21 protein-coding genes are annotated in these 24,815 nt (G+C 64.6%); 17 read left to right on the forward strand and 4 right to left on the reverse strand.

The features are described from left to right. Positions 1-62: 62 nt before the first annotated feature. Positions 63-2,306 carry an endolysin-like domain-containing protein gene (locus tag BQ7391_RS07095; RefSeq protein ID WP_075279961.1) on the reverse strand — a complete coding sequence of 748 codons (2,244 nt, stop codon included), beginning with the start codon at positions 2,304-2,306 and terminating at the stop codon, positions 63-65. A gap of 170 nt (positions 2,307-2,476) precedes the next feature. Between BQ7391_RS07095 and BQ7391_RS07100 the strand changes: the two genes are divergently transcribed. The 14 genes from BQ7391_RS07100 (at position 2,477) to BQ7391_RS07165 (ending at position 16,090) form a co-directional block, all read left to right on the forward strand. Further along, positions 2,477-3,577 carry a glycosyltransferase family 2 protein gene (locus BQ7391_RS07100; protein WP_075279962.1) on the forward strand — a complete coding sequence of 367 codons (1,101 nt, stop codon included), beginning with the start codon at positions 2,477-2,479 and terminating at the stop codon, positions 3,575-3,577. 18 nt (positions 3,578-3,595) lie between these two features. After that, positions 3,596-4,732, forward strand: coding sequence for a glycosyltransferase family 2 protein (locus BQ7391_RS07105; protein WP_075279963.1), 1,137 nt, complete (start codon positions 3,596-3,598; stop codon positions 4,730-4,732). After that, positions 4,729-5,826 (forward strand): glycosyltransferase family 2 protein, encoded by a 1,098-nt coding sequence (locus tag BQ7391_RS07110; protein WP_075279964.1) that lies wholly within the window; start codon positions 4,729-4,731, stop codon positions 5,824-5,826. The genes BQ7391_RS07105 and BQ7391_RS07110 overlap by 4 nt, the downstream gene beginning before the upstream one ends. A gap of 130 nt (positions 5,827-5,956) precedes the next feature. Further along, the gene (locus BQ7391_RS07115) at positions 5,957-6,160 is read left to right on the forward strand and encodes a cold-shock protein (RefSeq protein WP_075279965.1); all 204 of its coding nucleotides are present in this window, start codon (positions 5,957-5,959) and stop codon (positions 6,158-6,160) included. 262 nt (positions 6,161-6,422) lie between these two features. Further along, positions 6,423-7,541, forward strand: coding sequence for an IS1249 family transposase (locus tag BQ7391_RS07120; RefSeq protein WP_075279029.1), 1,119 nt, complete (start codon positions 6,423-6,425; stop codon positions 7,539-7,541). A gap of 119 nt (positions 7,542-7,660) precedes the next feature. After that, positions 7,661-8,062, forward strand: coding sequence for a GtrA family protein (locus tag BQ7391_RS07125; RefSeq protein ID WP_075279966.1), 402 nt, complete (start codon positions 7,661-7,663; stop codon positions 8,060-8,062). 67 nt (positions 8,063-8,129) lie between these two features. Next, positions 8,130-9,032 carry a glucose-1-phosphate thymidylyltransferase RfbA gene (gene rfbA / locus BQ7391_RS07130; RefSeq protein WP_075279967.1) on the forward strand — a complete coding sequence of 301 codons (903 nt, stop codon included), beginning with the start codon at positions 8,130-8,132 and terminating at the stop codon, positions 9,030-9,032. Positions 9,033-9,041: 9 nt separating this feature from the next. Then, complete coding sequence (locus BQ7391_RS07135; RefSeq protein ID WP_075279968.1) at positions 9,042-9,989, forward strand: glycosyltransferase family 2 protein; 948 nt, start codon at positions 9,042-9,044, stop codon at positions 9,987-9,989. Further along, positions 9,986-11,821, forward strand: a complete 1,836-nt coding sequence (locus BQ7391_RS07140) for a hypothetical protein (RefSeq protein WP_075279969.1) — start codon at positions 9,986-9,988, stop codon at positions 11,819-11,821. Before BQ7391_RS07135 ends, BQ7391_RS07140 begins: the two co-directional genes overlap by 4 nt. 52 nt (positions 11,822-11,873) lie before the next feature. Next, positions 11,874-12,893: a dTDP-glucose 4,6-dehydratase gene (rfbB, locus tag BQ7391_RS07145; protein WP_075279970.1), complete on the forward strand. Its 1,020-nt coding sequence runs from the start codon at positions 11,874-11,876 to the stop codon at positions 12,891-12,893. A gap of 8 nt (positions 12,894-12,901) precedes the next feature. Continuing rightward, positions 12,902-14,362 carry a sugar nucleotide-binding protein gene (locus tag BQ7391_RS07150; protein ID WP_075279971.1) on the forward strand — a complete coding sequence of 487 codons (1,461 nt, stop codon included), beginning with the start codon at positions 12,902-12,904 and terminating at the stop codon, positions 14,360-14,362. Further along, positions 14,362-14,778 (forward strand): DMT family transporter, encoded by a 417-nt coding sequence (locus tag BQ7391_RS07155; RefSeq protein ID WP_235858638.1) that lies wholly within the window; start codon positions 14,362-14,364, stop codon positions 14,776-14,778. Before BQ7391_RS07150 ends, BQ7391_RS07155 begins: the two co-directional genes overlap by 1 nt. Further along, positions 14,775-15,128 carry a DMT family transporter gene (locus BQ7391_RS07160; protein ID WP_075279972.1) on the forward strand — a complete coding sequence of 118 codons (354 nt, stop codon included), beginning with the start codon at positions 14,775-14,777 and terminating at the stop codon, positions 15,126-15,128. Before BQ7391_RS07155 ends, BQ7391_RS07160 begins: the two co-directional genes overlap by 4 nt. Positions 15,129-15,154: 26 nt before the next feature. Continuing rightward, positions 15,155-16,090, forward strand: a complete 936-nt coding sequence (locus tag BQ7391_RS07165) for a glycosyltransferase family 2 protein (protein WP_075279973.1) — start codon at positions 15,155-15,157, stop codon at positions 16,088-16,090. A gap of 180 nt (positions 16,091-16,270) precedes the next feature. On the opposite strand, the gene BQ7391_RS07170 is transcribed toward BQ7391_RS07165, so the two are convergent. Beyond that, on the reverse strand, positions 16,271-17,419 hold the full coding sequence (locus BQ7391_RS07170; protein WP_075279974.1) for a sugar-transfer associated ATP-grasp domain-containing protein: 1,149 nt from the start codon (positions 17,417-17,419) through the stop codon (positions 16,271-16,273). Positions 17,420-17,543: 124 nt separating this feature from the next. Here BQ7391_RS07170 and BQ7391_RS07175 point away from each other — a divergent pair, with 124 nt between their 5' ends. After that, on the forward strand, positions 17,544-18,998 hold the full coding sequence (locus tag BQ7391_RS07175) for a lipopolysaccharide biosynthesis protein (RefSeq protein ID WP_159437355.1): 1,455 nt from the start codon (positions 17,544-17,546) through the stop codon (positions 18,996-18,998). On the opposite strand, the gene BQ7391_RS07180 is transcribed toward BQ7391_RS07175, so the two are convergent. Next, complete coding sequence (locus BQ7391_RS07180; RefSeq protein ID WP_075279975.1) at positions 18,995-21,484, reverse strand: YfhO family protein; 2,490 nt, start codon at positions 21,482-21,484, stop codon at positions 18,995-18,997. The two genes, BQ7391_RS07175 and BQ7391_RS07180, sit on opposite strands and share 4 nt — an antisense overlap. Before the next feature lie 113 nt (positions 21,485-21,597). Here BQ7391_RS07180 and BQ7391_RS07185 point away from each other — a divergent pair, with 113 nt between their 5' ends. Both BQ7391_RS07185 and BQ7391_RS07190 read left to right on the forward strand, forming a co-directional pair. Further along, entirely contained in the window at positions 21,598-22,710 is a 1,113-nt protein-coding gene (locus BQ7391_RS07185) for a DegT/DnrJ/EryC1/StrS family aminotransferase (protein ID WP_075279976.1), read from the forward strand. Between the two features lie 7 nt (positions 22,711-22,717). After that, positions 22,718-23,686 carry a glycosyltransferase family 2 protein gene (locus BQ7391_RS07190; protein ID WP_075279977.1) on the forward strand — a complete coding sequence of 323 codons (969 nt, stop codon included), beginning with the start codon at positions 22,718-22,720 and terminating at the stop codon, positions 23,684-23,686. Between the two features lie 13 nt (positions 23,687-23,699). Here the strand turns inward: BQ7391_RS07190 and BQ7391_RS07195 are convergent, their stop codons facing one another. Then, positions 23,700-24,722, reverse strand: coding sequence for a glycosyltransferase family 2 protein (locus tag BQ7391_RS07195; RefSeq protein ID WP_075279978.1), 1,023 nt, complete (start codon positions 24,720-24,722; stop codon positions 23,700-23,702). Positions 24,723-24,815 lie beyond the last annotated feature (93 nt).

Here is a 24,815-nt window from a genome sequence, read left to right on the forward strand (position 1 = left end):
GGGCGCCGGCGGAGGAAGTCGCCGGCGCCCCGCCCCATGTCACGAGCCTGCGGTGCCCGTCCCTACGCCCTCAGGCGCAGGATGCCGCTCCACGGATAGTCGTAGTAGCTGCGGATGCGGATCTCCTCGCCCGTCTGGTCTCCAGGCTCGCCGCCAACCGCCCCGTTGAACTCGTTTGCCCAGGCCTCCACGAGCTTCCCGTCGCCGAGGTAGACCGCGGCGTGGTGCCCCTCCGCGAGGAGGATGTCGCCGTACTGCAGGTCGGAGAGGTTGGGGATCCACTCGAACTCCGTGCTCGTGAGCGCGGCGCGCATGTCGCGCGTGCTCCATGCCCAAGCGGTGTCGATGCCGGCCTTCTGGAGCGCGGCGATGGTGAGCGCCGAGCAGTCGTAGTCGCCGTACTCGCCCTCGCGGTAGAGCTGGTCGTAGCCGTGGGAGTCGTCGAGCGCGATCTCCGCCATCCATTTGGCGTAGGCGCTCACCACCTTGGAGCGCGCCTCGTCGAGGACGAGCTGCCCGTCGTTGTTGGCAACGTAGTAGCGGGCTGTGTAGTCGTCGCCCAGGCACCAGATGGGGGCATTGCGAAGCACGTAGCCCTGGCCCGCCACGCCATAGCCCGACGTGCCGTCGGGAAGGTCGAAGAAGCCCGTGACGGCGCCGAAGAAGCCCGCGAAGCCGTCAATCTCGCCGATCCAGTAGCGCTGCAGCGTCCCGCCGTCGTAGAGCCCGGTCACGAGCCAGCCGGCGGTCTGCACCATGTCGCCGTCGTTGCTGGCGAGAAGGACGTGGTCGCCCCAGGGCATCTTGCCGCGCAGGACGTAGCCCTGGTTGCCGAGGCCGAAGTAGGTCTTCCCGCCCACGGCGAAGAAGCCACTCCGGGCGGCGTGGGAGACCGGATCGATGTAGTAGCGCTGAAGCCCGCCGCCGTCGTATGCGCCCGTGACGAGCCAGCCGCCTCCGTCCTTCGTCGAGGCGAGCACGCCATCGTTGTTCGCGAGGTAGACCAGGCCTCTGCCCGTGTCGTACTTCCCGCGCACGACGTAGCCCTCGGGCCGCGCGTATGCGTACCACCCCGCGCCGGCGTCCTCCGCGCTCGTGGGGTCAACGAGGCGGCCTGCGGCCATGCGTGCCGAGGAGTCAAACCAGTAGCGCTGGAGGCCCTGGCCAAAGGCGTCCGTCACCACCCACCGCGACTGGGCGAGCGCGCCGTCGTTGTCAGCGTAGCGGCCCTTTGCCGCGTCAGTTCCGGCGCCCCTGAGGACGTAGCCCTCTCTCTCGAGGCCGAAGTACGTGGACGCGCCCACCATGAACTCGCCGAGCTTGGCGGCGCCCCTCTCGATGTAATAGCGCTGGAGGCTGCCGCCATCATATGTTCCCGTGACGAGCCAGCCGTCCTTCTCCACGCGCCCGTCGTTGTTCGCCAGGGCGACGGTGCCATCCGCGTCCACGGTCTTTCCCCGGGCGACGTAGCCACGGGTGGTGGTGTAGTGCGCCCAGCCGCCGGACTCCGCGTAGCCCACGTGCGCGGCGTGGTCGCTCTCTATGTAGTAGCGCTGCAGCTCCCCGCCCGTGAACTCCCCCGTCACGTGCCAGCCGGGGGAGAGGAGGACGCCGTCGTTGTCCGCGACGTAGATGAGCCCGTCGATGACGTCTGAGATGCCTCGCAGCACCCAGCCCTCATCGGCGAGCGCGTAGCCGCACGTTCCGTCGCCAACGTGGAAAAGCCCCTCCGTGAACTTCTCGCCGTTCAGCACCCAGTAGCGCTGCAGGCCCTCTCCGTCATGGTCGTCCACGACCCACCCGGTGTAGAGCCTCTCCGTGCCGTCTTCGTTGAGCGTGCCGTCCCAGTAGTGGTTTCCGCTCCAGCCCCTGACGGGGGTTGACGGCTGCAAGGGCTCGGGCTCGGTTGGGAGTGCGGGCGCGGAGGGGAGCGGGTTTGAGGCGATGGTGTCGGCATCCGGGATGGGGGAGGCCTCGGTCGTTGCGCTCTCGCCGCTGTCTGTCTTTGGAGGGGTTTCCGGCGCCGTCGTCGCGTCGTCCCCGTTCTGGGCGAGCGTCTCATCAGCGGGGTCGTCTGGCGTCTCGTTGCTCTGCCGCGGGGCTTCAGGGCCAGAGACGTCGGTGTCCGAGACGGGCGCATTCTCATCATCCGGCGTCGCGGCTTCCTCGACCGAAAGCTCAGCCGCAGCATTCTGGGTTTGGAACGTGGCCTCCAGCTCGTCAGCAATCGCGCCATGAGCGGGCAAGGCGGCGAGGGCGAGCCCGAGCCCGGCCGTGACCGCGACCGCCCTGAGTCGATGGTGCATGGGAACCTCCCTGCTTCAGGTGTAAAACCTCAGATAGTTTACTATTTTCAAATCAGGGAAGAGGCGGGGAGACAGTATGCGCTTGCGACCCAAATGAGGAATGCGCGAGAAGAACCGCTATGATGGAAAGACTGCAGAACAGCCCAACGCAAACCTTGGAGGAAGACCGCATGCGCAACGACTCCCAGGCGCTCGTCTCCGTCATTGTGCCCATCTACAACGTCGAGAAGTACCTCGATCAGTGCCTCGACAGCATCGAGGCCCAGACGCACCGGAACATCGAGGTCCTCTGCATCAACGACGGCAGCACGGACGGCTCGCGGGCCATCATGGCCGCGCATGCGGAGAAGGACCCGCGCGTCCGCGTGATCGACAAAGAGAACGGTGGCTACGGTCAGGGCTGCAACCGCGGTCTCAGCCTCGCCAAGGGCGAGTGGGTCTCCATCATCGAGCCGGACGACTGGATCGACCCCACCATGTACGAGGACATGCTCGCCTTCGCCTCGAGCTTCGACGAGACCATTGACATCGTCAAGACCCCGTGGACGGACATCTGCGACTGGGACAACCCCAAGAAGCAGCATCCGCACAGGTGCAGTATGAAGGGCAAGATTCAGACCTCGGAGCGCCCGTTCACGCTGTCGGAGAACCCTCTGCTCATCGAGCATCACCCGTCCATCTGGTCGGCCATCTACCGCCGTGGCTTCCTCGAGGAAAAGAAGATCCGCTTCCCGGAGTACCCCGGCGCGGGTTGGGCCGACAACCCCTTCCTGGTTGAGACCATGTGCCAGGGCGAGGCGATCGTCTACCTCGACCATGCCTACTACAACTACCGCCGCGACCTGCCTGGGTCCACGCGGCATCATAAGACTGCCGAGGCGGTGGAGCGCCCCTTCGACCGCTGGGACGACATGCTCGATATTATCGAGAGGCTCGGCATCACGGATGAGCGCATTCTCGCCGGCCACTATGTGCGCGGCTTCAACTACGCCCACGGGGCACGTTACGACGACGGCATGAAGAACCCGCTTGTGGTCAAGCGAGTCCACGAGATGGTGGCCAAGATGGACCCCGGCATCGTGGAGCGCTCGGAGCGGATCTCCCCGTTCAATAAGAAGTTCTTTGCCGAGCAGCGGGGCCTTCCGTACGGCAAGTCGCGCCTCGCGTACCTCATGGAGGAGCTGCGCTTCTCCCTCAGGACGGAGGGCCCGCTCTTCGTGCTGGAGAGCGCCTTTAACCACTTCACTGGGCGCTATATGCCCGAGGACTAGGCGGGACGGAGGGATCTCATGACGCGTGGGTCAGGGGCTGCCGCGCCGGCGCCCGAGGTCTCGGTCCTCGTCCCCATCTACAACGTTGAACGCTACCTCGAGAGGTGTCTCACGTCCCTCGTCGGGCAGACCTACGACGACTTCGAGGCCATCTGCATAAACGACGGCTCCACGGACGGATCGCGCGCCATCATCCAGCGCTTCCTCGACGCCGATTCGCGTTTTCGCGTGATCGACAAGGAGAACTCCGGTTATGGCGCCTCCATGAACCGCGGACTCGATGCTGCGCGCGGGCGCTATGTGGCGATTCTCGAGTCGGATGACTTTTTCGAGCCCGATGCCCTCGCCGTCCTCCACGAGGCTGCCGAGATGAATCAGGCCGAGGTCGTGAAGGCCAACTTCTATCTCTACTGGTCCCGTCCGGAGGAACGGCGCGAGCTCTTCCGCGTGGTGGATGAGGTCGAGGCCGGCCATGTGCTCCGACCGCTCGACGACCTTGCCGTCTTCTTTCGCAAGCCCTCCATCTGGTCGGCGCTCTATCGTCGAGACTTCCTCGTTGATGACGGCATCCGCTTCCTCGAGACGCCCGGCGCCTCCTATCAGGACTCCGGCTTCAACTTCAAGGTCTGGGCCTCTGCTCGGCGCGTCGCATTCCTCGCCGCGCCGGTCCTCAACTACCGCCAGGATAACGAGGGCTCTTCGGTCAACAACCCGGGCAAGGTCTTCTGCGTCTGCGACGAGTACGCCTCCATGGAGGAGTTCGTTCGCGCTCGAGGCTCCGCCGACGAGCGACGGCTCCTTGCCATCCTGCAGCGCATGAAGCTCGACAGCTACCTCTGGAACTACGATCGCCTCGCCCCGGAGCTGCGCCCGGCGTTCGTCGCTCGTGCTGCGGAGGAGTTCTCTGGTGCCCTCGAGAGGGGAGAGGTCGACCTCGCGCTCTTTGAGCCTGCAGCGGAGGCGGACCTGCGCGCGATGGTAGCGGACCCTGCGGCGTTCTGCGTTGAGCGCGATGCCGCTGCGTCCGCGGGTGCCGCGGGCGCCCTTAGGCGCTACCTGCGCATGGGAGGGCCCGCCCTCGTGGCACGTGTCCTCTGGTTCAGACTCTTCGGACGCTCTGAGCGAAGGATCGACGCCCAGGGGGCCGCGCTGTGAGCCGCCTCAGCGTCATCGTCCCCGTCTACAACGTCGAGCGCTGGGTGGACCGATGCCTCGAGTCGCTCTCCATGCAGGAGTTTCGCGACTTTGAGGTCATCTGCGTGAACGACGGCTCCACTGACGGCTCTCGCGAGCGGCTGGCCGCATGGGAGGCCAAAGACCACCGGATTCGTGTGATTGACCAAGCCAACCAAGGGCCCTCCGCCGCGCGCAACGCTGGTATCCATGCGGCGCGTGGGGACTACGTGAGCTTTCTCGACGCGGACGACCGCTACCTCCCGGGCGCGTGCGGGCGCATCGTCAGTGCCCTCGACGAGTCCGGCTCTGACGTCCTCGTCTTTGGTGGTCGCTGTTACCCGGACGACGCCCCCTGCCCCGAGTGGCTCTCCGAGTCGCTCCACCCGCGCGACGTCACCTACGACTCCTTCAGCATGGACCTCCTGCTCAAGGAGGCCTCGCGCCCCTTCGTCTGGAAGCTCGCCCTCAGGAGAAGCTTCCTCCTTGAGAGTGGCGTCATTCTCGACGAGGGCCTGCGCTTCGGCGAGGACCAGCTCTTCTGCTTTTCCGTCTACCCGCGCTCGCTGCGTACCACGCTCATATCCGATGAGCTCTACGAGTACCAAATCGTGCGTGAGGGCTCGCTCATGAGTGGCCTGCGCGCGGACTTTGGCGCCAAGATGCTTGAGCACAACAAGGTGGTCGAGCGCATCCTTGCGGACTGGAGCGCGGGAGGGTTCCTGGACGACCATGCGGCCGACCTCGTGTCCTTCTCCCTCGACTTCTCGCTCTACGACGCGCTCAAGCTGGACGATGCCGCATATCGGTCCGTGGCCGAGGGGCTTCGGGAGATTCTCTCCCGCTACTGGACAGAGGCTGATATCGCAGCGATGTGCCTGCCACGTACGACGCGCCGCATGGCGCTTGATGCCTGCTACCGTGCGAACATGCCCATGCGGGAGAGAAGGGCGCTCGCGCTCGAGCATCGTCTTCGAGAGCGTGGCGTCCGATCCTTCCTTAGGCGCGTGCTGCAGAAGGCAGGGCTATGCCGAACTCGTGCGCCGCATCGGGCGAACCCCCGCACGCGGGCCTAATTCGGCGCTGAGCGGTTTTCTCGGAAATCGGAGGCGGTTTCGGGGTAAGATATCCCTCGTGGCCAAACGGTCACGGTATCGCGCGCAAGCGCAGCTTTTGCCCCGCGGGGCAGAGAAAGAAAGGCACGACATGGCTCAGGGTACTGTCAAGTGGTTCAATCCGGACAAGGGCTACGGCTTCATCTCCCGTGAGGATGGGGACGACCTGTTCGTTCACTACTCCGAGATCCAGATGGACGGCTTCAAGACGCTGGACGAGGGCCAGGCTGTCGAGTTCGACGTCACGACCGGCCAGAACGGCAAGCTCCAGGCCTCCAACGTCCGCAAGCTCTAAGCTCGGGACACGGCGACTTGGGAGGGGCCCGCTTAGACGGGCCCCTCTTTTTGTGCCACGTGCCACGGGGACGGAGGGATATAGGACAAAATGTGTGTCCGTTTCAGGGGCATCGACGCAGGTCGATGCCCCTTTTTCTCGGCCTTAAATCCATGTGGCGAATTTAACCACTCGGACAGAAAGTGTGTCCGTTCGCAACTCGTTTCCGCAGGTCGATGACGGAAAATCCGACCGTTAAACCCGGCGGAATCGAGGTTCGCGGATGAAGGCGGTCAGGTGCCCCTCCTGCGGGGCGGCGATGAAGAGGAACGGGAAGACGAGCGCAGGCGCGCAGAGGTGGAGGTGTGGCTCCTGCGGCGCCTCCACGACGCTCTCCTACGACGACACGGCCGCGAGGCTCGGTGAGTTCCTGGCGTGGCTGACCTCGAAGGACACCCAGCTCTCGATGCCCGGCCAGGGGCGCACGTTCAGGAGGAGGACCGCCGGGTTCTGGCGGGTGTGGCCCATGCCCGAGCCGACCGGGGAGGTCCGCAGGGTGCTCTTCGTCGACGGGATATGGCTCGCCCGCGACCTCGTGGTCCTGATCGCGCACGACGGGAGCTTCGTCGTGTCGTGGTACATGGCGCAGTCGGAGACCTCGAGGGCGTGGGAGGCCCTGATGGCGCCGATCCCGGCCCCGGACGTGGTGGTGTGCGACGGCGGGACGGGCTTCGAGAGGGCCAGGCGCCGCGCGTGGCCGAGGACGCGCGTGCAGAGGTGCCTCTTCCACGCGTTCTGCCAGGTGAGGCGCTACACCACCTCGCGCCCGAGGCTCCAGGCGGGCAGGGAGCTCTACGCGCTCGCGCTCGAGCTGATGCACCTCGAGACGCTCCGCCAGGCCGACTGGTGGGTTGAGCGCTACCTGCAGTGGTGCGAGTTCTGGGCCGACTTCCTCGAGGACGTCTCGTACGTCGACGGGAGGCGCCAGTTCACCCACGAGAGGCTCAGGAAGGCCCGCTCCTCGCTCTCGCGGCTCGTCTCGCGGGGGACCCTCTTCACCTACCTGGACCCCGCACTGACGGCGGAGGGGCCGCTGCCGCGCACCAACAACGCGATCGAGGGAGGGGTCAACGCGCAGCTCCGGGACATGCTCAGGAACCATCGCGGCATGTCGACCATGCGGCGCGTGAAGGCGGTCTTCTGGTGGTGCTACCTGCACACAGAGAGCCCGAGGGACGCGCGCGGAATCCTCGCCTCCATGCCAACGGACGACGACATCGACCTGCTCTACAGGACCTACTCGGCATCACCCAAGCGCGACGACGGGGGCCCGGAGTGGGGCGACCGGGTAGTCTGGGAGGAGCTCCACCACAAGGACCCGTATACCTTCTGGCTGGACTAGGACAGGCGTTCCGCCGAGACACACATTTTGTCCTATAACCCGGGACGGAGGAGTTGTCACCGCTCCGTCCCCGTGGCATGCTCTTCCATGTTGTGCAGGAGTGCTTCCGGAGAAGAACCATGAGTCTCAGGTCCCTTGTTGAACAGTTTCTCAAGTTCGGCGTCGTGGGTGCGATTGCCTTTGTCATCGACTACGGCATCCTCATGTTGCTGTCTCAGGTCGTCGGCTGGGATCCCGTCCTCTCGTCCGCGATTTCGTTCACGATCTCAGTGGTCTTCAACTACGTTGCCTCGATGCGCTACGTGTTCACGCGCCGCGAGGACCTCTCTCGCGAGCGGGAGTTCGTCATCTTTGTGGTTCTTTCCATCATTGGCCTCGTGATTAACTCCGCCTGCATCTGGGCGGGGACCCAGGCGTTTGGCGACGGCGCCCTCGCGGTGACGGCTACCAAGGTGGTGGCCACCATCATCGTGGCACTCTGGAACTTCTGGAGCAGAAAGCGCTGGCTCGAGGCCAAGTAGGTTCCATCCGTCACTCTTGTCGTATGATGTGCAGGTAGCAGAGAAGAACTCGCTGGAGGGAGACTCCATGAAGGGCATCATCCTCGCGGGCGGCTCGGGCACCCGGCTCTACCCGCTGACCACGGTCACGAGCAAGCAGCTCCTGCCCGTCTACGACAAGCCGATGGTCTACTACCCGCTCTCCACGCTCATGCTCGCGGGGATCAGGGACATACTCATCATCTCCACCCCGGCGGACCTCCCCAACTTCGAGCGCCTGCTCGGCGACGGCTCCGACTTCGGGATCTCGCTCTCCTACGCCGTGCAGCCCGAGCCCAACGGCCTGGCGCAGGCCTTCGTCATCGGGCGCGAGTTCGTGGGCGGCGACCCCTGCGCCCTCGTCCTGGGGGACAACATCTTCTACGGCAACGGCCTCGGCCGGCACCTGAGGCGCGCGGCGAGGAACGCGGAGGCGGGCCGTGCCACGGTCTTCGGCTACCGCGTGGACGACCCCGAGCGCTTCGGCGTCGTGGAGTTCGACGAGGACTACAACGCGATTTCGATAGAGGAGAAGCCCGCCCACCCCAAGAGCAGCTATGCCGTGACGGGCCTCTACTTCTACGACGGGCGCGTGTGCGACTACGCGGCGCGCGTGGAGCCCTCCGAGCGCGGCGAGTACGAGATCACCGACCTCAACCGCATGTACCTCGAGGACGGCTCTCTCGACGTGGTGACGCTCGGGCGCGGCTACGCGTGGCTGGACACCGGCACCATGGAGAGCCTCTTCGAGGCCTCCCAGTTCGTGCGCACCGTGGAGACGGCCCAGGACCTGCCGGTCTCGGTCCCCGAGGAGATCGCCTACGAGAACGGCTGGGTCACCCGCGAGCGCCTGCTGGAGTGCGCCGAGCGCTACGGCAAGTCCAACTACGGCGCGCATCTGCGCACCGTGGCCGAGGGCAAGATCGCGCCGGACAGGCCGTACAAGGACTAGGGAGCTCGAGTGGAACGAGGGTCTCTCTGCGTAGTGGTTCCTTGCCATAATGAGGAGCAGTCTCTTCCCGTCCTGTTCAAGCGGATGGGAACGGTAGAACCTGCTCTTTCGAGGTGGCTGGACGAGCCAATCCAGTATGTTTTCGTCGATGACGGCTCCACGGATGACACACTTTCCATTCTCCGTAGCGAGCACGCAAAGCGCCCGTCGGTCCATTACGTCTCCTTTTCCCGCAACTTTGGAAAGGAGGCGGGGCTTGCTGCCGGTCTGAGGAAAGCCTTGGACCTTGGTTCTCAGTTCATCTCTGTTATGGACGCTGATCTTCAGGACCCCCCGGAGCTTCTTGGGGAGATGTTTGCGAGACTCGAGGACGGGTTTGACGTCGCGGCGGCCTATCGGACGACACGCGCGGGGGAGCCTCCCATACGCAGCTGGTTCGCCGAGCGGTTCTACGGGATTATCAACCGAATCTCGGACGTCGAGATCAAGAGCGGGGCCCGCGACTTCCGCCTCATGACGAGGAGGGTTGTCACGGCGATTCTCTCCCTACCGGAGAACTCGCGCTTCTCCAAGGGGATTTTCTCATGGGTCGGATTCAGGACTGCCTGGATTCCCTACGAGAACATCGAGCGCGAACGCGGTGAGTCCAGCTGGAGCTTCTTTTCGCTTGCCCGATACGCGCTCGAGGGCATCGTTGCCTTCTCTACCGTGCCACTCGAGCTCATTTCCATCCTCGGTCTGTTGACCTGCCTCCTTGCCATGCTCTTCCTCGTGTTCGTCCTTGTTCGCGCCTTGGCGTTTGGCGACCCGGTCGCGGGATGGCCCTCGCTGATGTGCGTGATTCTGCTTCTCGGGGGCGCCATTCTCTTTGGCGTCGGCCTGGTGGGACTTTATCTCTCTAAGGTTTACTCGGAGGTAAAGAGAAGGCCGCTTTACGTGATAGCGGAGGAGGCATGACCGTTCGTCGCTCGGAGGTCCTTGCCCTCGCCCTGCGGGTTCTGACCGTTGTCTACTTGGCCTTTCTGGTTCTGCTTATTTGGAACTTCCTACCGTTCGGGGATGATATCGCCTTCCATCTCCAGCGCCTTGATGCCCTGTCGCAGGAGTTTCGCCTGGGCGTCGACCTATCGGACTTCCCCTTCAGGGTGTATACGACGACGCTTGACGGCTATGGCTATGGGTCCCCGCTCTTCTACGGGGATATCTTCCTCTACCCGTTTGCCCTCCTGTCCTCGCTTGGCGTCTCCGTCTATACGGCGTACAGGCTGCTGCTCATTGCCATGCTGCTGGGCAGCTACCTCTCGCTTCGTCTGCTGATGCGCGAGGTGACAAGCTCGACGAAGGCCCTGGGCTTCTCCTTGGGACTTTTCTACGCGGTCCTGTCGACCACGCTCTATGGGGAGGTGGTCGGATCGTGTGTTGGCAGGGGGCTCGTCTGGATTTTCGCGCCGCTCGCCATCGCCGGGTTCTATCGCGTCCTCTTCACCGACCGTCCGCGCGGGTGGGTCCTGCTGGCTGTCGGCGCCGGGGGAACGCTCCTGGCGCACCCGCTTAACATCGTCTTGCTGCTCGTGGTCCTGTTCCTCATGCTCGCGGTCAGCTTCAGGCGTGTGAACAGGCGTGCTGCGACCCAAATTCTCCTCTCCGCCGCGGTCGCGATTCTCGCCACGCTCTGGTACACCCTTCCGATGCTCGAGCAGATGCTCTCCGAGAGCTTCTTTGTGACCAGCTCTGCGGTGGACAACGGAAAGACGATCCTGAGCGACTTCACCGTCCCCCTCTCCGGCATTGTCCTGCCCTCTCAGCTCAGGACGACCCTTCTTTCGCTTATGGGCATCGATGCCCCACAGAGGCTCTATAAGGCGGGGCTCCTCATCGCCCTTCTGGCGCTTGTCGCCTTTGCCCTGCGCTGGCGGGTGGGACAGGGAAGGGGGAGGGGTTCCTTCTGCGCATCCCTTGTCCTTGTGGCAGCTCTTGCCGTATGGTTCCAGACTCCATTGTTCCCGCATGACCTGCTCCAGGGAGTCCTTGGAGTATTGCAGTTCCCGTGGCGCATTTACGTGTTTGCGGAGCTCTCGATTGCCCTGCTTCTGGCGATTGCCTATGACGGTCCTGCCCCGCAGCTGGCGGGGGAGGAGGCGGCGTTGGAGCCTGCGCCCCGACCCGCAGGAGTCGCCCTGCCGACCGTGCTGGGCTGCCTGGTTCTGCTCCTTGCCGTCGTGTTTGTTGGGTTGGACCTGCGCGGGCAGATTGAGAGCGGTGTCGTGGACGGTTCTCCACTTCCGCTCTCGGAGCGCCTCCCGTACTCCTCCCTCGACGTCGGCTCTGGAGAGTACGTTCCCGCAAATGTGTTCTCGACGGAGTCCCCTTACTATGACCCTGACAGAGGCTGGTTCTATGTTGACGCGTACCTGGCGGACAGGGGATGCGTGGCAACGGCCTCCGACCCATCGATCGAGCTGGAGGCTTGGCGGGATGGTCGCTCCACCTACGTCTCCTACTCGGGGGCGGAGGCGGGGGATACTGTCTCGGTGCCCCTGCTCATGTATCAGGGATACGCGGCGGTCAACGCGGAGACGGGGGAGGCCCTGCCGGTTTCCGAGGGCAAGGACGGCTTCGTCGAGGTTGGCGTGAACGATGCCTCCGGGACCATACGCGTCTGGTATGCCGGCACGACCATACAGCACGTTGCCAACGCGGTCTCACTTCTCTCGCTTGTGGTCGTGGCTGCCGTATGCGCGGCTCGGCGCGGCCATGGTGGTAGCGTGAGCAACATGCTCATGGGATAGAATCGTCAGAACATGCGTTGAGGCAGGCTCTCCAAAAGGAGGAGGAAAGAACATGGCCGAGACCTTCGAGCCCAAGAACATCATCGTCACCGGCGGCTGCGGCTTCATCGGCAGCAACTTCGTGCACTACGTCGTCAACAACTGCCCCGGTGTGCACGTGACCGTGCTCGACAAGCTCACCTACGCCGGCAACCCCGAGAACATCGCGGGCCTGCCGGCCGAGCGCGTGGAGCTCGTGGTCGGCGACATCTGCGACGCCGAGCTCCTGGACCGCCTGGTCCCCGGCCACGACGCCATCGTCCACTACGCCGCGGAGTCCCACAACGACAACTCCATCGCGGACCCGGAGCCGTTCCTGCGCACCAACGTGGAGGGCACCTACCGCCTGCTCGAGGCCTGCCGCAGGCACGGCGTGCGCTACCACCACGTGAGCACGGACGAGGTCTACGGCGACCTCGCGCTCGACGACCCGGCCCGCTTCACCGAGGAGACCCCGTACCACCCCAGCTCCCCGTACTCCTCCACCAAGGCGGCCTCGGACATGCTCGTCCGCGCCTGGGTGAGGACCTACGGCCTGCGCGCCACGATCTCCAACTGCTCCAACAACTACGGCCCCTACCAGCACGTGGAGAAGTTCATCCCGCGGCAGATCACCAACATCATCGACGGCGTCCGGCCCAAGCTCTACGGCGACGGCAGGAACGTCCGCGACTGGATCCACACCGAGGACCACAGCTCCGCCGTGTGGACCATCCTCACCAAGGGGCGCATCGGCGAGACCTACCTCATCGGCGCGGACGGCGAGAGGGACAACATCACGGTGCTCCGCGCCATCCTGCGCGCCATGGGCAGGGACGAGGACGACTTCGACTGGGTGCGCGACCGCCCCGGCCACGACCGCCGCTACGCGATCGACTCCGCCAAGCTCCGCCGCGAGCTCGGCTGGGAGCCCAGGCACACCGACTTCTCCGAGGGCCTCGACGCCACCATCGCGTGGTACCGCGAGCACGAGGAATGGTGGCGCCCGGCCAAGGCGGCCACCGAGGCCAAGTACGCCAAGCAGGGCCAGTAGGGGGACGCATGGAGTTCGAGAAGGAGCTGAGCGCGGTCGAGACCGGCATCGAGGGGCTCGTCGTCGTCGAGCTGACGGTCCACGGCGACTCGCGGGGCTGGTTCAAGGAGAACTGGCAGCGCGCCAAGATGGTCGGGGGCCTCGGCCTGCCGGACCACCGCTGGGTCCAGAACAACGTGAGCTACAACCTCGAGCGCGGCGTCACGCGCGGCATCCACGCCGAGCCCTGGGACAAGTTCGTCTCGGTCGCCGCGGGGTCGGTCTTCGGCGCGTGGGTGGACCTGCGCGCCGGCAGCCCCACCTACGGGAGGGCCTACACGACGACCCTCGACCCCTCGCGCGCGATCCTGGTCCCGCGCGGCGTCGGCAACTCCTACCAGGCGCTCGAGGACGGCACCGCCTACACCTACCTGGTGGACGCCCACTGGTCCGCGGAGCTCAAGAGGACCTACACCTTCGTCAACCTCGCCGACCCCGAGCTCGCCATACCGTGGCCCATCCCGCTCGGGGAGTGCGAGCTCTCGGAGGCCGACAGGCACCACCCGCTCCTGAGGGACGTGGAGCCCATGCAGCCCAGGCGCACGCTGGTGACGGGCTGCAACGGGCAGCTCGGCCGCGCGGTGCGCGAGGCCGCCGAGGCGCGCCCGGACGCCGGCACGTTCGACTACTGCGACATCGACACCTTCGACTTCTCCGACCCCGCGCAGTACGGCCGCTACGACTGGTCGCTCTACGGCGCCGTGATCAACTGCGGCGCCTACACCGCCGTGGACGCCGCGGAGACCCCGGAGGGCCGCGCCGCCTGCTGGAAGGCAAACGCGACCGGCCCCGCGCTGCTGTCCAGGGTATGCGCCGAGCACGGCATCACGCTCGTGCACGTCAGCTCGGACTACGTCTTCGACGGGACGAGGGAGGTCCACGACGAGGGCGAGCCCCTCAGCCCCCTCTCCGTCTACGGCCAGTCCAAGGCGGCGGGGGACCTCGCCGTGTCGACGTGCCCGCGGCACTACGTGCTGCGCAGCTCGTGGGTCATCGGCGACGGGAGGAACTTCGTGAGGACCATGTGGGGGCTCTCCGACCGCGTGGCCGCCGGCGAGCTGCCGCGCGTGACCGTGGTGGACGATCAGGAGGGCAGGCTCACCTTCGCCGACCAGATGGCCGCCGCGATCCTCCACCTGCTGGACTCGGGCGCCCCCTACGGCACCTACGACATGACCGGCTCCGGCGCCGTGCGCACCTGGGCGGACATAGCGCGCGCCACCTTCGACGCAGCCAACGGCAACGGCGGGGCCGTCGTGCCCGTCCCCACGGCCGAGTACTACGCGGGCGCGACGGGCCCCGTCGCCCCGCGCCCCGCGCACTCCGCGCTCGACCTCTCCAAGATCGAGGCGACGGGCTTCCACCCCCGCGACTGGGAGGAGGAGCTCGCGGAGTACCTCGGCAGGCTCAAGGAGGAGCTCAGGGGATAGTGGAAGTCCGCACGAATACCAAGAGGCAGGGGGGCGGCGAGGGCAAGGCGCTTGTCGCCCTTCACGTGATGCTCGCCGTCTACTCGCTCTCGAGCGTCTGCGCCAAGCTCGCGGCGGGCTTCGACTTCATGAGCCTGGGCTTCATTGCCTGCTACGGCGGCATGATAGCCCTCCTCGGCGCCTATGCCATCGGGTGGCAGCAGGTCATCAAGCGCCTGCCGCTCACCTACGCATATGCCAACAAGGCGGTCACGGTGCTCTGGGGCATCGTGTGGGGAGTGCTTCTCTTCCATGAGCGGGTGTCCCCCCTGAAGGTCCTCGGCGCCCTCATCGTCCTTGCGGGCGTCGTGCTCTTCTCGCTCGCCGAGAGGGACGAGAACGGCCCGCAGGGCAAGAGGGGCGGTGACGCCCAGTGAGCGGCACTGTCCTCGCATTCGCCGCGCTCAACCTCCTCGGCGTGCTCGTGAGCGCGGTCTCACAGGTCATGCTCAAGAAGAGCGCCACGCGCGAGCATGGGTCGGTGGTGGGGGAGTACCTGAACCCGCTCGTCATCTTCGCGTACGTGCTCTTCGTTGGCGCGACGCTGCTCTCCGTGCTCTCGTACCGGGGCATCCCGCTCTCCATGGGCCCCATCCTCGACGCCACGGGCTACCTTTGGGTGACCCTCTTCGGCGTTACCATCTTTCATGAGCGCATGAGCGGGCGCAAGGCCATTGCCCTCGCGCTCATCGTGTGCGGCATCGTCGTGTATGCTCTTGGGGCATAGAACCAAGGCTCCCTGAAAGGTCTCACATGCTCGTCTCCATCGTCATCCCGTGCTACAACTCCGAGAACTCGATTCGTCAGGTCGTTGACCTCACACTCGCGGAGTTCGAGCGCCTGCCGGGCTACGAATGCGAGTTCGTCCTCGTTGACGACTGCTCTCCTGACGGCACCTATGCGGAGATCCGTCGCCTCGCCGAGGAACATCCTAGCGTGCACGGCATCACGCTCATGCGCAACTTCGGCCAGCACAACGGCATCATGTGCGGCCTCAACCACGCGAGGGGCGACCTCGTCATGGGCATGGACGACGACCTCCAGACCCACCCCTCGCAGATTCCCGCCCTCATCCGCAAGATGGAGGAGGGCTATGACGTGGTCTACGGCGTCTACCGACAGTCGGCCAACGGACCCATCAAGAACTTCACGAGCTGGCTCAATCGCGTGACCGCTCAGAAGCTCCTCGAGCGTCCCAGGGACATCGAGACGAGCAACTTCTGGCTCATCACCCGCGCCGTGCGCGACCAGGTCATCCAGTACCGCAACTACAACCCGTACGTGGAGGCGCTGTTCGGCCGGATGACCAACCGCATCGGCAACGTGACGATCGAGCACCACGCCCGCGAGCAGGGGAGCTCCAACTACACCCTCGGCAAGCTCGCCAAGCTCTGGCTCTCGTACTTCAACTACACCGTGCTGCCGCTGCGCATGGTTTCGTGCATCGGCGTCATCTCGGCCGCGGCGGGCTTCCTCTATGCCATCTTCGTGCTCGTGCGGCGCATCGTGGTGCCGGACGTGCCGGCCGGCTGGTCCTCGATCATCTGCATACTGCTCTTCTTCTTCGGGCTCATCCTGCTCACGCTCGGCATCATCGGCGAGTACGTGGGCAACCTCGTCCTGCCCGCCAATGGCACGCCGCAGTTCATCGTCCGGGAGACCACGGACGAGGCCGGGGAAGAGTCCTAGGGCAGGCTTCTCTCCCTTGGGGCTGAGTGACGGCTTTAGGACGGATGGGGCTTCCAAGCTGGCCCCATCCGTCCGAAAGCCGTCACTCACTGCAATGGGACAGTTGCCATCGCGACGTTCTTTGGGCCTCCTCGCCAGTCAATGGCGGGGAGGCCCAAAGAGGTAAGGTCGGGTGGTTGACTACCGCACGATCGCGTTTCTTCTCGTGCGGCCCGCCTCGTCAAGCGCGTCGATGGCTGCGAGCTTCTCGCGATAGTACGGCGCAAGCGTCTCGTCCTTCCAGATTGGGTGGAAGAGCTGCAGGTACTTGATCCCGGAATGGGAGTTTATCTCCATGATCTTCGGCCCCTTGTCGGTGATGCAGGCGTCGAAGCCCAGATACTCGCAGGCGCCCACCTTGAGGGAGAGCCGTCGCATCATCTCCTTGGCCTCGTCCCAGTAGGGGAGCGTGCCCTCGGCGAGGATGCCGCTCGTGGGGTGGCATGGGGAGTCCACCACGCGGTTGGCAAAGACGAGCTTGCCGTTGCCGAACTCGCCGGTCTCGAGGTCAATCTGAACGTTGTAGGCGCCGATCTGGTCCTCGGTGGGCGGGACGTAGTTCGCACCGTTGCCCTCGTTTGCACCCTCGAGAGCGAAGCGGAGGTAGCCGATCGTGGGCGTGGGGGCAACGCCCGTGGGATTGATCACGAGAGCGCGGATGGTGTGGATGAGCGGGTTGATGGCGGCGAGGCTCGCCTCGGGGTGGATGAACTCGGTGAAGACGTAGTTGGGGTTGTTCTCCACAAAGTCCCGCACGCCCGCCTCGGTCACCTCCTCGCCGTCGAGTCGGTAGGATCCGTCACGCCACTCGAGCTTGTGGAAGCCGCTCGCCTCGGTTCCGTTGCTCGGCTTGCAGGCAAAGGCCCCCTCACGGTGCAGGCAGGCGAGAAGGCCGTCTATCCCGGGGGCATAGTCGCTCCCGGCAAGGGGAAGGAGCCCCTCGGGGCGGCTGTAGTAGAAGTAGGTGGGCACGTAGCGTGCGAGGTCCGAGTCCTGGACGAGGGCGTTCAGCGTTAGCTTGTCGTTGATCCAGATGCGCTCCCAGCCGTTGAGCGGCCAGAGCCGCCAGTAGTCGTAGTCGGAGAGGTAGTCATCGAGGCTGTCCTCGTTGAGTCCATAGGCGTAGGCGGACTCGGCGCAGAAGCCGTGAGCGTGCGACCAGGCAAGGTAGTCGGGGTCGTACATCCCGCTTGCCTTCTCGCGCTCCAGGATGTCGAGGTACTCTCGCGCAAAGCGCTCGGTGAACCCATCGGCGAGAAGGGCGTCCAGGGACAAGGGCTTATCGTTCATGTTGACTCCTAGGGGATGGATGCGTAGGTGCTCGTATCTGCGAATTCCTAGTATACAATACGCCTTTGAGCCAAACAGACGTGCGCGGCGGTACGGGAGGCCGCGTGTTGGGGAGGGTGTCCGCGTGCCGACGAGCGACTTCAAGATGTCAACGATAAGGTCCCTGTTCTGGAAGCTCTTCGAACAGGGTGGGACTGCGGTCGTGACGCTCCTCATCCAGGTCGTTCTCGCGCGCCTCCTCTCCCCGGACGAGTTCGGTATGCTCGCCATCATGCTCGTCTTCGTGAACATTGGCAACGTCATCGTCCAAAGCGGCCTCAACACCGCTATCATCCAGGCTCCGGATGCCACGGAGCGAGACTACTCGACCGTGTTCTGGATGAGCCTCACCACCTCTGTGGTGCTCTATGCGATCGTCTTTTGCGCCGCGCCCGCGGTTGCCGACTTCTATGCCATGCCGGCGGCCGTGACCCCGCTGCGCGCGCTCGTCCTCGTGCTCGTCATCAATGCGTACAACTCCATCCAAGAGGCCATCGTCGCTCGCAACCTCGAGTTCCACAAGACCTTCCGCGCCACCATCACGGCGGGCGTGGTCTCCGGGGCAACAGGCATAGGGGTCGCGCTCGCAGGGGGAGGAATCTGGGCCCTCGTGCTCCAGCAGCTCGTTCAGCAGGGATGCAAGTGCCTCGTGCTGGCGCTGCAGGTCCCCTGGAAGCCCCGCCTCGTCTTCGAGCGGGATCGAGCAGTGACTCTCTTCCGTTTTGGGTGGAAGCTCCTCGCTTCCGGCCTGCTCGACCAGGGCTACCAGAGCCTCTCAGACCTCATGATCGGCAAGGTGTTCACCAGCTCCGACCTCGGCTACGTTTCACAGGGCAAAAGATATCCGAATGCCGTTGGCATGCTTCTCGATGGCGCCATCCAGCCCGTCATGCTCTCCGCAGTTGCTCATGCGCAGAGCGACCTCACGCTTGTCAAGCGCCTGGCCCGCCGTGCGCTCAAGACGAGCACCTTTCTCGTGGCCCCTGCCATGGCGCTCTTTGCGGCCGCGGCGGAGCCCATCGTGAGACTCGTCCTCGGCGAAGCCTGGGTGCCCTGTGTTCCGTTCCTGCAGATGTACTGCTTCGTCTACGCGCTTCTTCCCATCCACACGACCAACCTCCAAGTGCTCAACGGCATGGGAAGGAGCGACCTTTTCCTTAGGCTCGAGGTCATCAAGAAGATCGTGGGCGTGGTCATCCTCGCCTTTACGGTTTTTGTTCTGCGCGATCTTGGCCTCATCGTCGCCGGGTATATGGTCTCGGGCATCCTGAGCACATTCATCAACGCCTCGCCGAACAGGCGCGTCATCGGCTATGCATACCACGAGCAGGTGAGGGACATTCTGCCCGCGTTCGCTATGGCCGCCGTGGCAGCCGCCATGACGCTTGTGGTGCCCCTGGCGGGCTTCTCTGACCTCCCGACCATCCTCTTGCAGGTCGTCGTAATGGTGCTGGCCTATCTTGGCATCGCTCAGCTCTTCAGGGTCGAGGAGCTCACCTACCTGCTGTCCACGCTCAAGGACCTGACGGGCAGACGCTAGTCTAGGGACTCTCTACGAGCGCGCCCTGCCGCCACCCTGGCGCCGACGACGCATGACGCGGCAGTCAAGGCGATTCCGGCGACGCTGAGCATGGCGCCCTGCCGGAGTCCCGGAAGCGAAAAGCTCACCTCCAGGGCGTGCGTCCCCTCAGGGACCTCAAATCCGATGAAACCGAGATTTGCCCGGAAGGTCTCGACCTCCTCCCCGTCGATTCGGACGCTCCAGCCGGAGCTGTAGGGGAGGGAGAGGCAAGAGACGGTGGCGGCGGATGACTCGACGGTGCCGATAATCCGGTCCGTCCCGTCGAGCTCCAAGCGAGATGACAGCTCAGCCGGCCTCTGCTCCCCGGAGGGGGTGGCAAGGTCGTCAGACACGATTATGGCATTCAGGGCGGCGATGTGCCTAGCGGTGTCCGTGGGAAGGGCCTGGAGGTCACCCTCGCTCATGATGGTCTCACGGGTGAAGAGCAGGGGCGTGGCACCCTCGTTGTGATAGATGTAGACGCTCCCCACCTGCTTGACAAGAGTGAAGCGGCTGTCCGCGATGGGATCCTTGGAGAGCAGATATCTGACCCCAAGTTGGGAGAGCAGGGAGTATCCGTCGACATCGGCCCTGAAGTCCTGAACGGCGCTGTCGCCGTTGTAGGCGTCGGGCCAGAGCGTCCGATAGAACTCGACGACATCCCCGTCGGTCGTGGAGTTATACGTGTTCACGCCCCAGTACCCCTGCACTAGTGCGTCGTTGTACGAGCAGGAGTCAACGTAGGTTTTCTCGATGCGGTAGAGTCCGTCGTCACTCTGTCGGATCCACGCCAGAGCGTCGAGCGTGTCCTGCGCGGCTTCCGCCTCGCGGGAGGGGAAGTCATCGCTGGCGCAGGTGGCGCGGACCTGCGTGACATAGAATCCGTCGAGCACGCACCCCGCCACGGCAAGCCCCGCGAGGACGACGCAGCTGACAGAATGCCGGGCCAACGTATGGCATGGTTCACCTTGCGACGAGGAGAGGAGCGCGATGGCACAGAACGCAGCCGTGATGATGAGGCATGCAAGGCAAAGCCACTTCCCGTTGACCGAGTTGACGGCCGACCAGATGAGAATCGCGACGGTGGGAATGACGCCGGCAAGCAGCGCAGCGCGGGACGCCCTTCCGGCCTGGACGCGCTTCTCCCACCCCATGGCCAAGGCTGTGCAGACGGGCACCGCCAGGACGAAGCTGCTGCGATACTTGGGTTCGACGAACACGTTGAATAGCGCGGGAAGGAACTCGTTGAAGCAGTACAGGGCTATGAGGACGCTTGCGATGACAACGAGGGCACGGTCCTTTCGGCTGCAGTCCCTCGCTACCCAGTGGAAGAACTGAAGCAGAAGGACGAGGGCCAGCGGTCCGAAGCCGAGAACGATCAGCTCATAGCAGTTGACGTAGGGGAAGCTCTCAGTGGGGGGCACGAGCTCTGCCGGAATGGCGGCGCCACTCGAGATGAGCCCGCTCCCTAGGAAACGGCTGAGGACCATGGGGACCCATCGCAGTGGGACGAAGCCGAGGAGGAACGAGCCAGCGCGCTCGGTGATCGACGACTGCGCCCCCGACGTGACCCGGGAGGTCTCCCCGAGAAGATAGCTCGCGTACGGAACGAGCGCGACGCCCGCGAGCAGCACCCCGCAGAGGACGGGAAGGCAGAGCCTGAGCGTGCCCATGACGACCCGCCTCGTCCCGTGCTCCCCGTCTGCGGCGTGGACGAGGCGGAGCAGGCAGTAGAGGGCGGCTCCGAGCAGGGACATGAAGCCGCAGTACGCGCTCCAACCAACGCTGACCGCCGAGACGAGCGCAACGCAGCAGAAGCGCGGGGCGCTCCAGAGCTCCATCAGGCGCTCAAACTGGAGGATGCCGACGGCAAAGACCGCGTAGACGCTGCCGAGCCAGTAGTGCTGGCCCCAGAGCAGGAGGAAGCCCCCGAAGGCAAAGAAGGACGCCCCGACGATGCGGCCGAACGGGGTCTCGCAGTAGCGCTTGAGCAGGAGATCGAACGCAAGACCCGAGACCACGATTTTGAGAATCTGGACGAGCGCGAGGGCGAGCGAGAGACGCCCGCTTCCCAGGAGGAGCCCCAAGGGGATAAGAGCAACGTTGAAGGGGTCGAGCAGCCACGACTGGTAGCTCGTCGCGGCAGCCCCCAGGCCGTACTCGAAGTTCCATGCGCCCAGGCTGCCGCTCCTTATCCCCTCGATGAGGTTGGTGTAGAACGGGACGTACACCTCGTAGGTATCCGACCCAGCGTCAAGATAGGCGAAGGCGGACCGTCCCAGCAGAAAGCTCCCGTATATGGCGATGGAGCCTATGAGGAGAATGCCTAGGAGGACGATGACCTCCTGCCCCCTTACGCTCTGCGAGGCAGCGGTGAGGGGGCGGAGTCGTTTGGCAATCAGGAGGCCCAAGGCAATCGCGGCGAGGGCGCAGAGGGCGAGGACGCAGAGGTTGAATCGGTTCATAATGCTCCCAGCATATGCTTTTAGGGCCACACTCATCTTATGCGATAGAATTGGGGCCGCGGAACGGGGATAATGATTCCCGCACAATCACGCGAGCGTGAGGAGCCTGCCCTATGCACAAGACGCCCATCTGGGTCACCCATTCCTCTATGCCCTCCCTGGAGGAGTACACGGAGGAGATCTCCCGGCTCTGGGAGACGCACATGCTCACCAACATGGGCGAGAAGCACCGTCAGCTGGAGTCCGACCTCGAGCGCTACCTCCAGGTGGATGACATCGCCCTCTTCACCAACGGTCACAACGCGCTCGAGTGCGTCTTCGAGGCGATGGGCCTTAGGGGCAAGGTCATCACCACGCCCTTCACCTTCGCCTCCACCACGCATGCCATCGTGCGCAAGGGTCTCACGCCCGTCTTCGCGGACATCAAGGAGGACGACTTCACCATCGACCCAGCCTCCGTCGAGCGTCTCATCGATGACGAGACCTGTGCCATCGTGCCCGTCCACGTCTACGGCAACCTCTGCGACGTGGACGCCATCCAGCGCATCGCGGACGAGCACGGCCTCAAGGTGATCTACGACGCGGCGCACGCGTTCGGCGTCTTCAGGGACGGGGTCTCCGCGGCAACGTATGGCGACGCGTCAATGTTCAGCTTTCACGCTACCAAGGTCTTCAACACCATCGAGGGCGGCGCGGTCTGCTTCCACGACCACGCGCTCAAGAGCCTCCTCGACCAGTGGAAGAACTTCGGCATCACGGGCACCGAGTCCGTGGAGTACGTGGGCGGCAACGCCAAGATGAACGAGTTCTGCGCCGCCATGGGCATCTGCAACCTGCGCCACGTTGACGAGGAGATCGAGAAGCGCCGTCACGTGGCGGAGCGCTACTGGGAGCGCCTGGAGGGCGTGTCCGGCGTGCGGGTCTTCCGCCCGCGGGGGGACGTGCGCTACAACTACGCCTACCTGCCCGTCACGTTTGACGCGCGGGCGTTCGGCGCCACGCGCGACGACGTCTACGCCGCCCTCATGGCCAGTGACATCCACCCGCGCAAGTACTTCTACCCGCTCGTGAGCGACTACGAGTGCTACGAGGGCCGCTTCGACTCCTCCCAGACGCCCGTCGCCAAGCGCGCGGCAAGCGAGGTGCTCACGCTCCCCATGTACGCGGACCTCGCGCCTGAGGACGTGGACTGGATCTGCGACATCGTCCTTTCTTGCGGGAGGTAGCGGGGGGATGCAGGGGCCACTTGTCAGCGTTCTCGTCTCCACGTACAACCACGAGGGCTACATCGAGGAGTGCCTGAGGAGCATCCTTTCCCAGAAGGTCAGCTTCGAGTATGAGGTGCTGGTCGGCGAGGACTGCTCCCCAGACGGAACAGCCGAGGTCCTCAGGCGGATTCGCCCGGAGTTCCCCGAAAACTTCCAGTTCATCCTGCGCGAGAAGAACCTCGGTGCCGTGAGGAACGGGGAGGACCTCTACGCCCGGGCGCGAGGGAAGTACCTGGTCGACCTCGAGGGCGATGACTTCTTCCTCTATGAGGGCAAGCTCCAGGCGCAGGTGGACTACCTCGAGTCGCATCCGGAATGCTCCGCCACCTACACGCACTGTGTGGTGGTTGGGGAGGACTCGGTCCCCAACGGCGAGCGATACCCAGACTGCCCGAGCGAGACGTACGACTTCAGGGACTGCTTCTACAGCCGCCTCCCCGGGCAGAGCGGGACGCTCATGTGCCGGCGGGAGCAGTACGTCGACGCGCGCTCGACCTTCATGGAGATGCGCAAGTTCGATTTCTATCCCGGCGACAGGAGAAACGCCTTCCTCTTCCTTTGCATGGGGGCAGTCCACGTGTTCTGCGAGCCGTGGTCGGCCTATCGCCACGTGAAGAGGAAGGGGTCGACCAGCTACTCCTCCACGGTCACGTTTGACGACGCCTATGCCAGGAACGAGATAGGGTATGGGAGGACGCTCGTCGCATACGCAGAGCGATATGCCTCCGAGGAGGCCCTCCGGTGCGCCAAGATGACCTACTACCGCCTTCTTCTCAAGTGGGGCGCGGACCGCCGGAGCTCCGCACGTCTGCGCGATGCGCTCCGGGAGGTCATGCGGGAGCCCTCGGGGAGGCTTGGCTTTCTGCTGGCTCCGCTCAAATGGTATACGGTCCTCGCCCTCCGCAAGCTCCGGGGGGTCCCCGTCGACCTCTAGGCCTTGGCGGCGCCTACCACTTGATGTCTATTCCCAGCCTGGAAATGAGGAACCGGTATGCGGAGAGGGATACCGGCATGAGGCCGGCACGGTAGAGCCCCTGCGCAAGCCAGAGCTTCCTGAACGCCCCTCCGGCGTTCCTCACGTACGAGAGGCGAAGATAGGGGGAGCGCGACCATGAGGGGAAGAACTCGTCGAGATACCTCGTCATCTCGTCGATGACGCCCCGGATGTCGTTCGTCGGGTCGCAGGAGAGCCTGAAGACGAACGAGACCCCTAAGTGGAGAAACGCCATGAGGTCGAGCATGGGGAGAAGCTCGGGGCGGCCAGCCTCGTAGTGCCGCCTTATCTCAAGGAAGGCGTCCAGGACTGGCCTCACCTGCGCCATGCCCATGGAGTTCATGGCGGAGTCCGATCGGACCATGTAATGGACGAGCGGCCTCGGGGCAAATGCGACGACGCCCCTCATGTCGAGGTAAGCGAGGAGGTGGAAGGCGACGTCCTCGGCCACGGAGGGAGGGTTGTCCAGGTCTCGCATGGACTTGAGCACGCTGGCCCTGAAGCACTTGTTCCACGGGGCGGTGTTGAGGCCCACAAGGCGGCCCGGGTCGCGTTCTATGCTGAAGGAGGGGGAGGCCCCACAGAGCTCGCGGGAGAGGACCCTGCCGGTTCCCAGCTCCGTGCGCTCAAAACCACAGACGGCAATGTCCGCGTCTGCGGTGCGCGCGGTCTGATAGAGCGTCTCGGCAAGGTCTGGCTCCGCGTAGTCGTCACCATCGAGAAAGCCGATGTACTCGCCGCGCGCCACGGCTATGCCGTCCCAGCGCCCCCTCCAGGTGCCCTCGTTCTCCTTGTCGATGACGACGATCTTGTCGCTATGACGCCGCTGATACTCCCTGAGGATGCCTAGGCAGTTGTCGGGTGATCCGTCGTTAATGCATATGATTTCGATTTGGTCGAGCGTCTGGGCAAGGAGGGAGTCAAGGCACTTCGGGAGGTACCTCTCGACCTTGTAACAGGGGACGATGAAGCTCAAGAGGATATCCTGCCCTGGTGCGGTCACGTTGGTCTCCAGTCGATTTGCCCATATGCCAAGCCGTTTTGGATAAGATGGGAAGGCACGGTCGTT

It is taken from the genome of Thermophilibacter provencensis, from assembly GCF_900128445.1.
In the GTDB taxonomy this organism is placed as follows: Bacteria; Actinomycetota; Coriobacteriia; order Coriobacteriales; family Atopobiaceae; genus Thermophilibacter; species Thermophilibacter provencensis.

What these genes read in the sequence shown, in the direction of transcription:
- BQ7391_RS07095 (WP_075279961.1), bottom strand. Translation starts at nt 2,306, where the DNA reads ATGCACCATCGACTCAGGGCGGTCGCGGTCACGGCCGGGCTCGGGCTC.
- BQ7391_RS07100 (WP_075279962.1), top strand. Translation starts at nt 2,477, where the DNA reads ATGCGCAACGACTCCCAGGCGCTCGTCTCCGTCATTGTGCCCATCTAC.
- BQ7391_RS07105 (WP_075279963.1), top strand. Translation starts at nt 3,596, where the DNA reads ATGACGCGTGGGTCAGGGGCTGCCGCGCCGGCGCCCGAGGTCTCGGTC.
- BQ7391_RS07115 (WP_075279965.1), top strand. Translation starts at nt 5,957, where the DNA reads ATGGCTCAGGGTACTGTCAAGTGGTTCAATCCGGACAAGGGCTACGGC.
- BQ7391_RS07120 (WP_075279029.1), top strand. Translation starts at nt 6,423, where the DNA reads ATGAAGGCGGTCAGGTGCCCCTCCTGCGGGGCGGCGATGAAGAGGAAC.
- BQ7391_RS07125 (WP_075279966.1), top strand. Translation starts at nt 7,661, where the DNA reads ATGAGTCTCAGGTCCCTTGTTGAACAGTTTCTCAAGTTCGGCGTCGTG.
- rfbA (WP_075279967.1), top strand. Translation starts at nt 8,130, where the DNA reads ATGAAGGGCATCATCCTCGCGGGCGGCTCGGGCACCCGGCTCTACCCG.
- BQ7391_RS07140 (WP_075279969.1), top strand. Translation starts at nt 9,986, where the DNA reads ATGACCGTTCGTCGCTCGGAGGTCCTTGCCCTCGCCCTGCGGGTTCTG.
- rfbB (WP_075279970.1), top strand. Translation starts at nt 11,874, where the DNA reads ATGGCCGAGACCTTCGAGCCCAAGAACATCATCGTCACCGGCGGCTGC.
- BQ7391_RS07150 (WP_075279971.1), top strand. Translation starts at nt 12,902, where the DNA reads ATGGAGTTCGAGAAGGAGCTGAGCGCGGTCGAGACCGGCATCGAGGGG.
- BQ7391_RS07165 (WP_075279973.1), top strand. Translation starts at nt 15,155, where the DNA reads ATGCTCGTCTCCATCGTCATCCCGTGCTACAACTCCGAGAACTCGATT.
- BQ7391_RS07170 (WP_075279974.1), bottom strand. Translation starts at nt 17,419, where the DNA reads ATGAACGATAAGCCCTTGTCCCTGGACGCCCTTCTCGCCGATGGGTTC.
- BQ7391_RS07180 (WP_075279975.1), bottom strand. Translation starts at nt 21,484, where the DNA reads ATGAACCGATTCAACCTCTGCGTCCTCGCCCTCTGCGCCCTCGCCGCG.
- BQ7391_RS07185 (WP_075279976.1), top strand. Translation starts at nt 21,598, where the DNA reads ATGCACAAGACGCCCATCTGGGTCACCCATTCCTCTATGCCCTCCCTG.
- BQ7391_RS07190 (WP_075279977.1), top strand. Translation starts at nt 22,718, where the DNA reads ATGCAGGGGCCACTTGTCAGCGTTCTCGTCTCCACGTACAACCACGAG.